This window comes from Pseudomonas sp. BN515 (assembly GCF_029873155.1).
Classification (GTDB): Bacteria; Pseudomonadota; Gammaproteobacteria; order Pseudomonadales; family Pseudomonadaceae; genus Metapseudomonas.
Genome location: NZ_SSOH01000072.1, coordinates 65,923 through 80,769, shown reverse-complemented (window position 1 = coordinate 80,769; position 14,847 = coordinate 65,923). Strand labels below are relative to the sequence as shown.

The following is a 14,847-nucleotide window of genomic DNA, read 5'->3' as shown; positions in this document are numbered from 1 at the left end:
GACGCAGGAGATTGCCATGACCGAGAAAGCATTCGCCCAAGCCGATGCCGACTGGCTGGAGCTGATCACCGGAGCCCGCTCCTGGTTTTCCGGCCCCTTGGGCGGCCTGATGCTGTTCGAAGAGCAACGTTTGCTGGAAGACGAACTGGCGAGATACTTCGGCGGCTACCTGGTGCACTACGGTCCGCGCGCGGAGCTGCCTCCGGGCGCCAAGCAGATCCAGCGCAGCGTACACCTCGGTGCGCCGTTGCCAGGGGTGGAAATCGCCTGTGAAGAAGCCGCCTGGCCCCTCAGCGAGCACGCTGCAGACGTAGTGGTACTGCAGCACGGCCTGGATTTCTGCCTCTCGCCCCACAGTTTGCTGCGCGAAGCGGCCCGCAGCGTACGCCCTGGCGGCCATCTGATCATCGTCGGGGTCAATCCCTGGAGCGCCTGGGGCGTGCGGCACTATTTCGCCCGGGACGCCCTGCGCCAGGCGCGTTGCATCTCGCCCGCGAAGGTCTGCGACTGGCTCAACCTACTGGGCTTCGCGCTGGAGAAACGCCGCTTCGGGTGCTATCGTCCGCCGCTCGCTTCAGCCGCCTGGCAAACCCGCCTGGCCCGCCTGGAGCGCTGGGGCGCCGCCGGACAAGGGTTCGGTGCGGGCTTCTATCTATTGGTGGCGCGCAAGCTGGTGATCGGCTTGCGGCCGCTGCGTCAGCCCCGGCGTGAACCCATGGGCAAACTGGTTCCCATGCCAGTTGCCAAGGTCAGCCGGTGCGATTCGAAACATGAGGCTTAAGTGAGCGATCTGGTCGAGATCTATACCGACGGCGCCTGCAAGGGCAATCCCGGCCCGGGCGGCTGGGGGGCATTGCTGGTCTACAAGGGCGCCGAGCGCGAGCTCTGGGGCGGCGAGCGCGATACCACCAACAACCGCATGGAGCTGATGGCCGCCATCATGGGCCTGGTGGCACTGAAGCGTTCCTGCGAGGTGAAGATCATCACCGACTCCCAGTACGTGATGCAGGGCATCACCGAGTGGATGCCCAACTGGAAGAAGCGCGGCTGGAAGACCGCCGCCAAGCAGCCGGTAAAAAATGCCGACCTCTGGCAGGCGCTGGACGAACAGGTCAATCGCCATAACGTGCGCTGGCAGTGGGTGCGCGGCCATACCGGCCACCCCGGCAACGAGCGCGCCGACCAGTTGGCGAATCGGGGTGTAAGCGAGCTGGGTGCCCGCTAGATTGGCCCTTTGCGGCCACCTCAGGTTCTGAACTCGCGCTATGCAGGACTCTCCCGTCCACTCGCCAACAGTGTAAACAGGCTCTCATTCGAGGCCTTGGCAGGGTGGGGCGTGAGAGTCCGTCCAAGAGGTGTTGCAGGCCAGCTTCCAACCTTGACGGCGCCAGAATATAAGCGGTGAGCTAATTCAGTCTTCTGCCGTTTACATCTGAATTTGGGGCGTGCTCGTTAAGCGGATGATTGGCGATCCGCTAGCGAAGAAAATGGCCCATATCGGGCTGTGGCCGATGAGTTAGAGATCAGGCCGAATTCATGTGACCTAATGCGGCTTGCATTCTTTTCAAGAAGATCTCTTCGGCTTGCGTGCGTACTTGGTGAACGCTCCACATCAATACAATCAATACCTCGCAAACGTTCATTTCAGGCATGAGTTTTCGCAGAAGTCCACGCTCCTCATACTCTCTGCATAAATGTTCAGGGAGTGAACTTACACCCAGGCCTGCCAAAACCAACCGCAAGACCTCACCTGTATTCGCTGAGGACGCTGATATATTGTGGCGTATGTAATTGCTGCCATAATGCTCTGATAGTTTTGGCAGGGTTCCCCCTAGTGACTCGCCTGAAAAGCTCACGAGTTTAGATGACTTGATTTTTTCAGGTGTTACATTGTTGTCATTGAATAGGGGGTGCAAGTTGCTGCAGTAGAAAAAGGTTCGTTCTCGGCTGAGTATGAGCTGATTTATGTCAATATCGCCGGGCTGGCTAATGCCAATGCCGAAAGTCGAGTCGTTTCGGTGCAGGGCGCTTATTATTTCCTGGGTTGACGCCACTTCAATACTAAAAGTGATTCCAGGGTGGTCTTGGTGTATGCCACGCAAGACATCATCGTACTCCGGACAGCTCACTCCGCTGACGGTTAATAGGCGAATGCTGCCTTTAACATTACTGCGTGTCTTGTCGACTATAGCGTCAATCTCTCGGATGCTTTGTCGAGCCGTTAGCGACACTCTAAAAAGAGAAGATCCTATATCTGTCAACTCGAATCGATGACTGTCTCTGTCAATCAGCGTGCATCCGAGCTGCTCCTCCAGTCGCTTGATTGCCTGACTGACGGCGGGTTGAGACAGATGCAGCCTTTCTGCGCCTCTGCTGATACTTTTTTCGGTCGCAACGGCACAGAACGTTTTCAGAAGATTCCAGTCCATGCGCTCGCTAACGGATCGAGGCTCTCCAGAGTTTGATGCAGTAGTTTGTCTGAAGCCCACGTGCTAGACCCTCCATTGGCTTGGCGAATAAATAATATAATAAAATGTGAGTATGCGCTATCGGTGGAATTCAATAGTGTTCCTCTAAATAACACAAAAAGAGGATGCCTATATGAATTTGCCCGATGAATTTAGTCCGCAGGAATGGTCGGTTCGCTGCGATCTCGCAGCGCTATTTCGCCTGCTGGCCTATTATCGAATGACGGACCTCGTCGATTCCCACGCTTCCGCATGTATTCCTGGAGAGCCAGGATGCTTTCTAATAAATAAATATGGCGTGCCGTTCGAGAAGATGCGCGCAAGCGATCTTGTGAAAATTGACCTTGATGGGGTTCCTGTCGATCAAGGAAAAACGGACGGACCAATGAATATTGCGGGGGCTGTAATTCACTCTTCCATTCACCGGGCTAGACCGGACATGAAGTGCGTGATTCATACTCACACTGCCGCAGGGATCGCCGTCTCGACGCTTGAGGAAGGGCTTCTGCCATTGTCTCAGCATGCAATGAAGTTTTACGGGCAGTTGAGATATCACACTTATGGGTCTTTTATCGACACCAAGCTGGAAGAGAAAGCGATGATTGAAAGTCTTGGTGACGCCAATGCAATGCTACTACACAACCATGGGATCATTGTCGGCGGGCGCACCATTGGCGAAGCATTCCACAGTGTTTACATGCTGGAGCGGGCTTGCCAGATTCATTTGCAAATCAGAAGCACTGACCAGAGTGTCGTTATTCCTGATCCTGAAATGTGCCAAAAGACCTATGAAACATTCGCGGCTGACTTCGAATGCGGAATCGTGGAGTTGGCGTGGCAGGGAGCGCTTCAAATAGTTTCATCACAAAAAGATTCGTATTGCCGCTGAGTAATACGTGCTGATCTGGTTGGTTAATTACAAAGTAAACATCGTTGCGCGCAACTAAAGTTTCCGCGTAAACCTTGGTGTGTGCCTTGTGGATGGTGATAAAGCTATGAAAAAGCAAGCGCTCGCAATTGGGCTTGGGTATTTAGTGCTTTTGGGTGGGTGGGCTGGAGTTGCCGCTTCCGAAGAGCAGGCTTCACTGAAAATAGGTATGGAGATCACCTATCCACCGTTCGAGTCCTACGACGAGAATAACAATATTGTCGGTTCTGATCCTGAACTTGCAAGGTCAATCGCCACGGCATTGGGAAGAACCGTAGAGTTTGTTGATACAAAATTCCTTAATTTGATCAATGGACTCAATTCGAACAAGTACGACGCTATCATTTCTGGGATGTATATAACTGAAGAAAGAAAGCTTCAGGCGCTGGTGATCCCCTACGCCATGACAGGGTCGGCAATATTGGTGACGCGGGGGAATGAGTTTCAGCCTCAAACCCCGGAAGAATTATGCGGCAAGAAAGTCGGACTGGAGCAAGGAAACTCCTGGCTGCCTAAGCTGCAAAAGCTTTCTCAGAGTTATTGCCTTCCTAACCAAAAACCCGCCGTCACACTTAGTGAGTACCCCTCTGCGCCTGAGGCAACTCAAGCCTTGTTATCTGGCAATGTTGAAGCTCAAGTCGAAATTGCTGGTGCCGCTCATATGATTTCTGAGCGCACAAGAGGGCGGGTGGTAATTAGTTCAAAGAATCTGATTTCTCCAGAGGTGCTGGGGATTTTTGTAAAGAAAGGGAACGATTCGACGTACGCGGAGATATCCAAGGCCTTGGCGCAGAGCAGGGCAAGCGGGGAATACTACGAAATTCTAAAAAAATATAGCCTAGAACCAGTTTCAGAATAATAAGTGCATAGCGCTACGCTGATAGTGGCTGGCGCTATTGAGAGGCAAATATGTCGTTCGATTGGAATTATTTCGCATCCCTGTTTACCCTCGAGTCGTTCTGGATGGCTTGCTTGCAAGTCATAAAGCTAAGTGCCGCAGCCTGGATCTTGGGTGGAATGCTAGGGTTCCTGCTAGCGATGGCAAAGCTGTCCAGTTCGCCGCTACTTAGAAGCCCTGCATCAGTCTACATCTGGTTCTTTCGCAGTGTTCCGTTACTGGTACTCATAGTCTTTGTCTACAATCTTCCGCAGTTGATTCCGGCTTCCGGAGGTTTGCTTTCCAACCCATTTTGGGCAGCTCTCATTGCGCTCGTCATAACCGAAGCGGCCTATATGGCTGAGATCCATCGGGGGGGATTGATTTCTGTAGCCAAGGGGCAACGAGAGGCTGGAAAAGCATTGGCTATTGGAACAATTGGCGCCCAGTGGCTTATCGTGATTCCACAGGCGATTCGAATATCGCTTCCTACGCTGATCAACGAATACGTTACGATTGTTAAGCTAACGTCCCTTGCCTCAGTCATCTCCCTCACGGAAATTCTCACTGTTGGACAACGTCTTTATGCGCAGAATTTCCTGGTTATGGAAACTCTTGCTGCCGTGGGCGTTTACTACGTCTTGATCGTGACAGTCTTCGGGTTCTTCCTTGAGCGCTTCGAATTGTCTCTCGATTTGAATCGGCGTAAACCCCAAACCCTGGATTCAGATCAGACGCTCGCACTGAGGAGTCAGGCTGCTGGATATAAAAAACGCCACCAGCCGCACTCCATTAGTAGTGAGCCTGTTTTGCAATTGCTTGGAATACATAAGAGCTATGGCAGTCATGAGGTCCTCAAAGGCGTCGACTTGGAGGTCAAGAGGGGAGAGGTCGTTTCTATAATCGGTCCGTCCGGATCAGGAAAAACCTCCCTCATCAGAACTATAAATGGGCTGGAAGATATCAATCAGGGAAGTATTAGGCTTTTTGGTCGAGATTTCATTGAGAGTGGCGCTGCGGTGGGGGGTAAGCAGCGAACCTTCCGTCAGCGTGTAAAACATATCGGCATGGTGTTTCAGGGATTCAACTTATTTCCTCATCGTACTCTTGTTGAGAATATTACACTTGCTCCCCAATATCATGGGGGTTGCAAGCGTGAAAGCCGACTAAATGCCTATTCACTTTTAGATCGAGTAGGGCTTCTTGCGCATTCATGCAAATACCCGCATCAGCTATCAGGCGGTCAACAGCAGCGAGTTGCTATTGCGCGCGCACTCGCGATGTCTCCGGATATCATGTTGTTTGATGAGCCCACCTCCGCGTTAGATCCTGAGCTGGTTGGTGAGGTGCTGGAGGTGATCAAGGGGTTGGCGGACGAGGGGATGACGTTAATAATTGTGACCCATGAAATGGAATTCGCAATGTCCATTTCGGATAGAGTTGTGTTTATGGAAAATGGAGCTATTCAGTTTGATGCGTCTCCCGAGGAGATTAGAGAGGAAGTTTCTGCTGAAAGAGTCAGGCGGTTCATTGGCTTGTCCGAACCGGAAGTGGAAAAAGCTCGCGCTGTTTCGTAGGGTAAGTGTCGCAAGAATAAATGCGGGTTCTCCCGCATTTATTTTTTAAGGGTTGGGTTGAAGTTCTTTCGCCTATGCATGACCCGGAAAATATTCTATGCCAACTTCAGATAATGCAGGTCTTGGCATTTCAGTTGGGTCACTGGAAATGCTGATGATCTCTTTTTGGAAAATCCCTTACGTCTGATCACCGGTCGTTGCGATGGTTTTCGCCCGGCGTGTTAAGATTCGGCGCGCGTTTTCAGGGGAAATGTAATGACTGTTTGCAACAACGCTACTAACCGAAGGGTAGTACTGGACACCGAAACTACGGGCATGCCGGTCACCGATGGCCACCGGGTCATCGAGATCGGCTGCGTCGAGATGGAAGGCCGTCGCCTGACCGGGCGGCACTTCCACGTTTACCTGCAACCTGACCGCGAGGTGGATGAAGGCGCCATCGCGGTACACGGCATCACCAACGAGTTCCTGGTGGGCAAGCCGCGCTTCAAGGACATCGCCGACGAGTTCTTCGAGTTCATCAAGGGCGCCGAGCTGATCATCCACAACGCGGCGTTCGACATCGGCTTCATCAACAACGAGTTCGCGCTGCAGGGGCAGAGCGATCGAAGCGACGTCACCGAGTACTGCACGGTGCTCGACACCTTGCTGATGGCCCGCGAACGCCATCCGGGGCAGCGCAACAGCCTCGACGCCCTGTGCAAGCGCTACGACGTCGACAACTCCAACCGCGAACTGCACGGCGCACTGCTCGACGCCGAGATCCTCGCCGATGTCTACCTGGCGATGACCGGCGGCCAGACCAACCTCTCCCTCGCCGGGGACGGTGGTGATGGCAGCGGTGGCCGTGCGCAGGCTTCGCCGATTCGCCGCCTGCCGGCCGATCGCGCGCGGAGCCGGGTCATCCGGGCCAGTGAAGAAGAACTGGCCGCCCACGCCGCGCGCCTGGCGATCATCGAGAAATCCGCTGGGGCACCTGCGCTCTGGGTGCAGATGGAAACGCCGCCGGCTTCCTGATTGCGACCTTTACGTACAGCCTGAGGCAGCGGGGGTACCGCCCCCGCGAGTGAGCTTCTACCCTGAGGAGAAAGGTGGGCCGAGCCCGCCCCTCAGGGAGCAACAATGTACAAAGAGCTCAAGTTCCCCGTCCTCATCGTCCATCGCGATATCAAGGCTGACACCGTTGCCGGCGACCGGGTTCGCGCCATAGCCCGCGAACTGGAGCAGGACGGTTTCACCATCCTTCCCACCGCCAGCTCCGCCGAAGGCCGCATCGTCGCCTCCACCCACCACGGGCTCGCCTGCATCCTCGTTGCTGCCGAGGGCGCCGGGGAGAACCAGCGCCTGTTGCAGGACATGGTGGAGTTGATCCGCGTTGCCCGGGTTCGCGCGCCGCAGCTGCCGATCTTTGCCCTCGGTGAACAGGTGACCATCGAGAACGCACCGGCCGAGGCCATGGCCGACCTCAACCAGTTGCGTGGCCTGCTCTATCTCTACGAAGACACCGTGCCCTTCCTCGCCCGTCAGGTGGCCCGCGCCGCGCGCAATTACCTGGAAGGGCTGCTGCCGCCGTTCTTCCGCGCCCTGGTGGAGCACACCGCGCAATCTAACTACTCCTGGCACACGCCTGGGCACGGCGGTGGTGTGGCCTACCGCAAAAGCCCGGTGGGACAGGCCTTCCACCAGTTCTTCGGCGAGAACACGCTGCGCTCGGACCTCTCGGTGTCGGTGCCGGAGCTGGGCTCTCTGCTGGATCACACCGGCCCGCTGGCCGAGGCCGAAGCCAGGGCTGCCCAGAACTTCGGCGCCGACCACACCTTCTTCGTCATCAATGGCACGTCGACGGCGAACAAGATCGTCTGGCATTCCATGGTCGGCCGCGACGATCTGGTGCTGGTGGACCGCAACTGCCACAAGTCCATCGTCCACTCGATCATCATGACCGGCGCCATCCCGCTCTACCTGACGCCGGAACGCAATGAACTGGGCATCATCGGACCGATCCCCCTGAGCGAATTCAGCCGCGAATCGATCCAGGCGAAGATCGACGCCAGCCCCCTGGCCAAGGGCCGCGCGCCGAAGGTCAAGCTGGCCGTGGTGACCAACTCCACCTACGACGGGCTCTGCTACAACGCCGAGCTGATCAAGCAGGCCCTGGGCGATTCGGTGGAAGTGCTGCACTTCGACGAGGCCTGGTATGCCTACGCCGCCTTCCACGAGTTCTACGCCGGGCGCTATGGCATGTGCACTCAACGGGAGGAGCATTCGCCGCTGGTGTTCACCACCCATTCGACCCACAAGCTGCTGGCGGCCTTCAGCCAGGCCTCGATGATCCACGTGCAGGATGGCGGTACGCGCCAGCTGGACCGGCACCGCTTCAACGAAGCCTTCATGATGCACATCTCCACCTCGCCCCAGTACGGCATCATCGCTTCCCTCGACGTGGCCTCGGCAATGATGGAAGGGCCGGCCGGGCGTTCGCTCATCCAGGAAACCTTCGACGAAGCCCTGCGTTTCCGTCGCGCCCTGGCCAATGTCTGGCAGAACCTGGCGGCGGACGACTGGTGGTTCGATATCTGGGAGCCGCCACTGGTGGAAGGGGCCGACGCAGTGGTAACGGAAGACTGGCTGCTGAGCCCGGACGCCGACTGGCACGGCTTCGGCGATGTGGTGGACGACTACGTGCTACTCGACCCGATCAAGGTCACCCTGGTGACACCCGGCCTTACCGCGGACGGCAAGCTGGGCGAGCAGGGCATTCCGGCGGCGGTGGTCAGCAAGTTCCTCTGGGAGCGCGGTCTGGTGGTCGAGAAGACCGGTCTCTATTCCTTCCTGGTGCTGTTCTCCATGGGCATCACCAAGGGCAAGTGGAGCACGCTGCTTACCGAGCTCCTGGAGTTCAAGCGCGGCTACGACGCCAACCAGCCCCTGGCCGAGGCGCTGCCTTCCATTGCCACTGCCCATGGCGCGCGCTACGCCGGCATGGGGCTGCGCGACCTCTGCGACGCACTCCACACCTGCTACCGCAATAGCGCTACGCCCAAGGCGCTGCGACGCATGTACACCAAGCTGCCGGAGCTGGCGATGAAGCCGGCTGACGCCTACGACAAGCTGGTGCGCGGCGAGGTGGAGCCGGTGCCCCTGGACAAGCTACAGGGGCGCATCGCGGCCGTGATGCTGGTGCCTTATCCGCCGGGCATTCCACTGATCATGCCGGGCGAGCGCTTTACGTCGGAAACCCGCGCGATCATCGACTACCTGGAGTTCGCGCGGACCTTCGACCTGAGCTTCCCGGGCTTCGATATCGACGTGCATGGGCTTAACTGTCAGGAAAGTCCTACAGGTCGCTGCTATACAGTGGACTGCATCAGGGAATAAATCGGCTTGCGGGGGAACGCGATGGCGACTGGGGAAGGGGCGAAGCCTCGCGGCAGAATGGGGTTCTGGACCTGTACTGCATTGGTGGTGGGCAACATGATTGGCTCGGGCGTGTTCCTGCTGCCCTCAAGCCTGGCCGCCTACGGTGGCCTCAGCCTGTTCGGTTGGCTGATTTCCAGTACTGGCGCGGTGATCCTGGCACTGACCTTTGCCCGCCTGGCCAGGCTCAACCCCTCGGCTGGTGGGCCCTACGCCTACACGCGCGATGGCTTTGGCAGCTTTGCCGGCTACCTTTGCGCCTGGACGTATTGGAAGGCGGCCTGGATTGGTAACGCGGCCATCGCGGTGACCCTGGTGGGTTATCTGCAGGTGTTCATCCCCGCGCTGCGCGATCCGGTGCTGATGGTGGGCACCGCCATCGGCGCGATCTGGCTGTGCACCCTGATCAACCTGCGCGGCATCGGTGCTTTTGGCCTGGCGCAGAACATTCTCACCGCGCTCAAACTCATCCCACTGCTGCTGGTGGGGATACTCGGCTGGTTCTCCTTCCATCCCGAATACTTGCGTATTCCCGAGGTCAGTGAGCTGCCGCCAGGCGCTGGCGGATACGCCAATGCCATCGCCACCACGGCGGCACTGACGCTCTGGTCGTTCATCGGACTGGAGTCGGCGACCGTGCCGGCGGACGATGTCGACAATCCCAAGCGCACCATTCCCCGTGCCACGGTATTCGGCACCCTGGTGGCGGCCGGGGTCTACATCCTCTCCATCACCGCTGTACAAGGTGTGCTGCCGCCGGACGTGCTGATGCGCTCCACTGCACCCTTCGCCGACGCAGCGCGGGTGCTGGTGGGGGAGTGGGGTTATCACCTGGTGGCGGCGGGCGCGGTGATCGCTTGCCTTGGTGCGCTGAATGGCTGGGTACTGCTGCAAGGGCAGATTCCCATGGCCACCGCTCGTGACGGCCTGCTGCCCGAGTCCCTGGCGCAGACCAACAAATATGGCGTGCCAGCCCATGGCCTGCTGGTATCCGGCGTGCTGGTCACGGCGTTGGTGCTGGTCGATGGGCGGGGCGACCTGGTGGACGTGTTCAACGTCATCATCCTGCTCGGCACCATGACGGGTGTCGTGCCCTACGCCTTCTGCACCGCCGCGTTGCTGCAGCAACTGGCGGTGAAACCGGGTGATTTCTCCGAGCGCGAACGAGGCCGCCTGGTGGCCATCGGCGTGCTCGGCTTCATCTATTCCATCTGGGCCCTGTATGGCACCGGCGAGCAGGCCATCTTCTGGGGCTTCCTCGTGCTGATGGCCGGCATCCCGCTGTACACCTGGCGCCAGTGGCGCAATCGGGTGCAGGCGGAGACAGCCGTCAGAGCCAGTAGCTGACGGCCCACCAGCCGAGCACGCCCATCACGATGGTGTAGGGCAGGGCCATCCACACCATGCGTCCGTAAGACAGGCGCACCAGCGGTGCGATGGAAGATGTGAGCAGGAAGAGGAAGGCGGCCTGGCCGTTGGGGGTGGCGACGCTGGGCAGGTTGGTGCCGGTGTTGATGGCCACCGCCAGGGTATCGAAGTGCTCGCGGGTCATGTTCCCGGCCTGCAATGCGCTCTTCACTTCCGTGATGTAGATGGTGGCGACGAAGACGTTGTCGCTGATGGCCGACAGCAGTCCGTTGGCGATGAACAGCATGCCCGGCTGCTGTTCCACCGGCAGTGCCAGTACCGCATGGATGATCGGCGTGAACAGGTGCTGCTGCTGGATCACCGCCACGACCGCGAAGAACGCCACCAGCAGCGCGGTGAAGGGCAGGGCGTCCTGAAAGGCCCGGCCAATCTGGTGTTCGTCGGTGATGCCGTTGAAGCTGGTGATCAGCACGATGACCAGCAGGCCGATCAGGCCCACCTCGGCCACATGCAGCGCGAGGCAGACAATCAGAAGCAGCGCCGCAGCGCCCTGGACCATCAGTGCCAGGCGCTGGCTCTGGGTGCGCTGAGTGCCTTCTGCATGGGCGAACTCCGCCAGAATCCGCCGCACGTTGTCCGGCAGCTGCGCGCCATAGCCGAACCAGCGCAGCTTCTCCAGCAGCACGCAGGTCAGCAGACCGGCCGCCAGGACCGGCATGGACACCGGCGCGACGTTGAAGAAGAAGTCTTTGAAATGCCAGCCGGCCTCGTGGCCGATCAGCAGGTTTTGTGGCTCGCCCACCAGCGTGCAGACGCCACCCAGTGCGGTGCCTACAGCGGCATGCATCAGCAGGCTGCGGAGAAAGGCGCGGAAGGTGTCCAGGTCCTCCCGGCTGGAGCCGGCAATCTCGTTGTCGGAATCCGGACTGTATTCTTCGTTCGCACCATTACCCGAGGCCACGCGGTGGTAAACGGCGTAGAAACCCAGGCAGACGCTGATGATCACGGCAGTCACTGTGAGTGCATCGAGGAAGGCCGAGAGGAAGGCCGCCAGCAGGCAGAACATCAGCGCCAACAGCGTCTTGCTGCGCACGCCGAGCAACAGGCGGGAGAATAGCAGGAGCAGCAGGTCCTTCATGAAGTAGATGCCGGCCACCATGAACATCAGCAGCAGGATGACCGGGAAGTTGTGCTGCAGCTCCTCATACACAGCCTGCGGTGTCGCCAGGTCGAGCAGCAGCGCTTCGACCACCAGCAGCCCGCCGGGCAGCAGCGGATAGCACTTGAGCGCCATGGCCAGGGCGAAGATGAACTCGCCCACCAGCATCCACGACGCCACCACCGGTCCCAGCGACCAGAGCGCCAGCGGGTTCAGCACCAGGAAGGCGATGATCGACAGCTTGTACCACTGCGGCGAGTTGCCGAGAAAGTTGCGGCCGATGGCCGCGGCAGGTGAGGCGGACATTGAGGTTGTCCCTGGACGTGTGGTGGATGGAAGGCGCTGGGAAGGTGCCAGCCCGGTCTAGGTAGATCAAGCGCTTAAGCCGGCTTTTCCAAGTGAAGTGGTCATTGCATGGCGTGGCCTGCGTCACAGTGGGCGGCATCGACTTTTACCTTGTGCTTGTTATAGTTGCCGGGCTTCCTGAATGACACCATTTCAATGGCGCACGCCGAGGACAGACCCGTGCCTGATTACAAAGCCTTCCGTGTAGAGTTGGCAGACAAGATCGCCCATGTGCAGATCAACCGTCCGGAAAAGATCAACGCGATGAACGCGGATTTCTGGAAGGAAATCGTCGAAATCTTCCGCGAGATCGAGGACAACGACGAAGTACGGGTGGTGGTGCTTTCCGGTGCGGGCAAGCATTTCTCCTCCGGCATCGACCTGATGATGCTGGCCTCGGTCGGCGCCCAGTTGGGGCCGGATGCCGGTCGCAATGCCCGCGCACTACGCCGCAAGATTCTAGAGCTGCAGGCTTCGTTCAATGCCGTCGACAACTGCAGCAAGCCGGTGATCGCGGCCATCCAGGGTTACTGCCTGGGCGGCGCCATCGACCTGATCTCGGCCTGCGACATGCGCTATTCGACGGGTGATGCGCAGTTCTCCATCAAGGAAATCGACATCGGCATGGCCGCCGATGTGGGCACCCTGCAGCGCCTGCCGCGCATCATCGGCGACGGCATGATGCGCGAACTGGCCTACACCGGCCGCACCATCGACGGTGAAGAGGCCCAGCGCCTGGGTCTGGTCAACCGTACGTTCGAGAACCAGGACGCGCTGCTCGACGGCGTGTTCGGCATTGCACATCAGATCGCCGCCAAGTCGCCCATCGCAGTGCGCGGCACCAAGGAAATGATCCGTTACATGCGCGACCATCGAGTAGATGATGGTCTCGAGTACATCGCCACCTGGAACGCAGCCATGCTGCAATCGGCCGATCTGCGCGTGGCGATGACGGCCCATATGAGCAAGCAGAAGCCAGAGTTCGCTGACTGATGCGGTACCGCACACTCGCGCGGGAGGCGCACTGAGGCATGGTCACTGGAGTCACTTCGCTGGGTCTCGTGCGCGATGAACTGTTCGCCACCATGGAGCAGGCGGAACAGAGCCTCGAGCACTTCATTGCCGAGCGCCAGAACGGCAGTCTGCTGCAACTGGCGGTGGAGGCCATGCACCAGGTGCGTGGCACGCTCAATCTGATCGAGCTGACCGGCGCCGAACTGCTGGCGCAGGAGCTGCTCGACCAGTCCACCGACATTCCCGCCGGTGCCGGTGAGGAGCGCGATGTCCAGCTGGCGGCCTTGAGCAATGCACTGCACGTGCTGCGCCGCTACCTGGAAAACCTCGACGTGCATCGGCAGGAAATGCCCGAGCTGCTGCTGCCGGCCATCAACGACCTGCGCCAGGCTGGCGGTCAGCCACCGCTGCCCGAGAGCTATTTCTTCAGCGTGCGCCTGGATCAGTCGCGCCAGACAGCGGTGCCCGGTCTGCCGGAAGGCCTCGATGCCGAAGCGCTGGGGCGGCGTTTCCGCCAGGCGTACCAGCAGGGCCTGCTCGGATTCCTGCGTGGCCAGAAGGTGCCGAGCGCCTTGCGCACAATGGAGCGCGCCCTGGGCGGCATCGAGCGCCTGTACGCCGATCAGCCCCGCGGACGCCTGGGTTGGATCGGTGCCGCAGCCATCGAGGCGCAGCTGGACGGCCAATTGCTCGCTCGCAAGTCGCGCAAGCAACTGTTCTCCCGCGTGGACCGTGAACTCAAGCTGCTGCTGAGCAATGCCGCCTATGAAGCGCCGCGCAGCCTGCAGAAGGAACTCCTTTATCTCGTGGCCCTGGCCGACAGCCAGGGGCCGCGCTCCCGCGAGCTGCGCGAAGTCTTTGGGATGACCGCGCTGCCGTTCCCTGACCAGCTTCTGGAACAGGAATACCAGCGCCTGTCCGGCCCCGGTCAGTCGGTGATGCGCTCGCTGTCCTCGGCCATCTTCGAAGAGCTGAACAGCGTCAAGGACATGATCGACCTCATCGAGCGCGGTACCGCGCCCAGTGAGTCCTTCGGAAATCTCCATGCCCTGCTGGGCAAGCTGGCCAAGACCCTGGTCATGGTCGGGCTGAATTCTCCCGGCAATGCCCTGCAGGTGCAGTTGCCGCTGGTCGCTGCCTGGAGCGCAGGCTCACCGGTGGACGCCAACGAGTTGCTGAAACTGGCCGATGCCGTGCTCTACGTAGAGGGCATGGTGGCCGGCCTGGACAGCGGTGAGCGTCGCGGTGTGCGCCAGCCGGTCGAGGCGGGCCATGAGGCGGAATCCTTCGCCAACCACCAGTTGGCCGAAGCGCGCATCGTGGTGCTCGACGAAGCCCAGGCTGGTCTGGCACTGGCCAAGCGCGCCATCACTGCCTACCTGGAGTCCAACGGCGAAAAACCGCACCTGGCCAACGTGCCGGTGAGCCTGCAAGCCGTTCGCGGTGGGCTCTGGTTCCTCGGCCAGGAACGCGCAGCAGCCCTCGTCGGCTCCTGTGGCGAGTACATCCAGCAGCAGATGCTGGAAACGTCGGCGATGCCGTCGGAGCAGATGCTGGAAACCCTGGCCGATGCCCTGACCAGCCTGGAGTACTACCTCGAAGGCGGCGCCGGCATGCGTCGTGGATTCCAGGCCGACGTGCTCGACCTGGCGGCCAATAGCGTGCGGGCCCTGGGCCTGCCGGTGGCAGCCTGA

General features: G+C 59.4%; 12 protein-coding genes. 10 read left to right on the top strand and 2 right to left on the bottom strand.

From position 1 onward, the window contains the following. The first annotated feature begins 16 nt into the window (after window positions 1-16). Window positions 17-781, top strand: coding sequence for a methyltransferase domain-containing protein (locus tag E8E91_RS18400; protein ID WP_280377609.1), 765 nt, complete (start codon window positions 17-19; stop codon window positions 779-781). Continuing rightward, window positions 782-1,225 (top strand): ribonuclease HI, encoded by a 444-nt coding sequence (gene rnhA / locus E8E91_RS18395; protein ID WP_151134914.1) that lies wholly within the window; start codon window positions 782-784, stop codon window positions 1,223-1,225. Window positions 1,226-1,523: 298 nt separating this feature from the next. On the opposite strand, the gene E8E91_RS18390 is transcribed toward rnhA, so the two are convergent. Then, the gene (locus E8E91_RS18390) at window positions 1,524-2,429 is read right to left on the bottom strand and encodes a LysR family transcriptional regulator (protein WP_280377606.1); all 906 of its coding nucleotides are present in this window, start codon (window positions 2,427-2,429) and stop codon (window positions 1,524-1,526) included. Window positions 2,430-2,601: 172 nt separating this feature from the next. On the opposite strand from E8E91_RS18390, the gene E8E91_RS18385 reads away from it, so the two are divergent. The 6 genes from E8E91_RS18385 to E8E91_RS18360 all read left to right on the top strand — a co-directional run bounded on the left by E8E91_RS18385 (window position 2,602) and on the right by E8E91_RS18360 (window position 10,614). Continuing rightward, entirely contained in the window at window positions 2,602-3,357 is a 756-nt protein-coding gene (locus tag E8E91_RS18385; protein WP_280377603.1) for a class II aldolase/adducin family protein, read from the top strand. 106 nt (window positions 3,358-3,463) lie between these two features. Next, entirely contained in the window at window positions 3,464-4,255 is a 792-nt protein-coding gene (locus tag E8E91_RS18380) for an ABC transporter substrate-binding protein (protein WP_280377600.1), read from the top strand. 50 nt (window positions 4,256-4,305) lie between these two features. Then, on the top strand, window positions 4,306-5,850 hold the full coding sequence (locus E8E91_RS18375; RefSeq protein ID WP_280377598.1) for an amino acid ABC transporter permease/ATP-binding protein: 1,545 nt from the start codon (window positions 4,306-4,308) through the stop codon (window positions 5,848-5,850). Window positions 5,851-6,105: 255 nt separating this feature from the next. Further along, complete coding sequence (dnaQ, locus tag E8E91_RS18370) at window positions 6,106-6,867, top strand: DNA polymerase III subunit epsilon (RefSeq protein WP_280377596.1); 762 nt, start codon at window positions 6,106-6,108, stop codon at window positions 6,865-6,867. A gap of 105 nt (window positions 6,868-6,972) precedes the next feature. Continuing rightward, entirely contained in the window at window positions 6,973-9,228 is a 2,256-nt protein-coding gene (locus tag E8E91_RS18365; RefSeq protein WP_280377595.1) for an arginine/lysine/ornithine decarboxylase, read from the top strand. Window positions 9,229-9,249: 21 nt separating this feature from the next. Beyond that, window positions 9,250-10,614 carry an amino acid permease gene (locus E8E91_RS18360; RefSeq protein ID WP_280377593.1) on the top strand — a complete coding sequence of 455 codons (1,365 nt, stop codon included), beginning with the start codon at window positions 9,250-9,252 and terminating at the stop codon, window positions 10,612-10,614. Here the strand turns inward: E8E91_RS18360 and nhaB are convergent. After that, window positions 10,598-12,100: a sodium/proton antiporter NhaB gene (gene nhaB, locus E8E91_RS18355; RefSeq protein ID WP_280377591.1), complete on the bottom strand. Its 1,503-nt coding sequence runs from the start codon at window positions 12,098-12,100 to the stop codon at window positions 10,598-10,600. The genes E8E91_RS18360 and nhaB overlap by 17 nt on opposite strands. A gap of 219 nt (window positions 12,101-12,319) precedes the next feature. On the opposite strand from nhaB, the gene E8E91_RS18350 reads away from it, so the two are divergent. Continuing rightward, window positions 12,320-13,132, top strand: a complete 813-nt coding sequence (locus E8E91_RS18350; protein ID WP_280377589.1) for a crotonase/enoyl-CoA hydratase family protein — start codon at window positions 12,320-12,322, stop codon at window positions 13,130-13,132. A 38-nt stretch (window positions 13,133-13,170) separates the two neighbouring features. Continuing rightward, window positions 13,171-14,847 carry a ferrous iron transporter B gene (locus tag E8E91_RS18345; protein WP_280377586.1) on the top strand — a complete coding sequence of 559 codons (1,677 nt, stop codon included), beginning with the start codon at window positions 13,171-13,173 and terminating at the stop codon, window positions 14,845-14,847.

Excerpts from the sequence above, each read along its gene's own strand:
- E8E91_RS18400 (WP_280377609.1), top strand. The coding sequence starts at position 17 with ATGACCGAGAAAGCATTCGCCCAAGCCGATGCCGACTGGCTGGAGCTG.
- E8E91_RS18390 (WP_280377606.1), bottom strand. The coding sequence starts at position 2,429 with ATGGACTGGAATCTTCTGAAAACGTTCTGTGCCGTTGCGACCGAAAAA.
- E8E91_RS18385 (WP_280377603.1), top strand. The coding sequence starts at position 2,602 with ATGAATTTGCCCGATGAATTTAGTCCGCAGGAATGGTCGGTTCGCTGC.
- E8E91_RS18380 (WP_280377600.1), top strand. The coding sequence starts at position 3,464 with ATGAAAAAGCAAGCGCTCGCAATTGGGCTTGGGTATTTAGTGCTTTTG.
- E8E91_RS18375 (WP_280377598.1), top strand. The coding sequence starts at position 4,306 with ATGTCGTTCGATTGGAATTATTTCGCATCCCTGTTTACCCTCGAGTCG.
- dnaQ (WP_280377596.1), top strand. The coding sequence starts at position 6,106 with ATGACTGTTTGCAACAACGCTACTAACCGAAGGGTAGTACTGGACACC.
- E8E91_RS18365 (WP_280377595.1), top strand. The coding sequence starts at position 6,973 with ATGTACAAAGAGCTCAAGTTCCCCGTCCTCATCGTCCATCGCGATATC.
- E8E91_RS18360 (WP_280377593.1), top strand. The coding sequence starts at position 9,250 with ATGGCGACTGGGGAAGGGGCGAAGCCTCGCGGCAGAATGGGGTTCTGG.
- nhaB (WP_280377591.1), bottom strand. The coding sequence starts at position 12,100 with ATGTCCGCCTCACCTGCCGCGGCCATCGGCCGCAACTTTCTCGGCAAC.
- E8E91_RS18345 (WP_280377586.1), top strand. The coding sequence starts at position 13,171 with ATGGTCACTGGAGTCACTTCGCTGGGTCTCGTGCGCGATGAACTGTTC.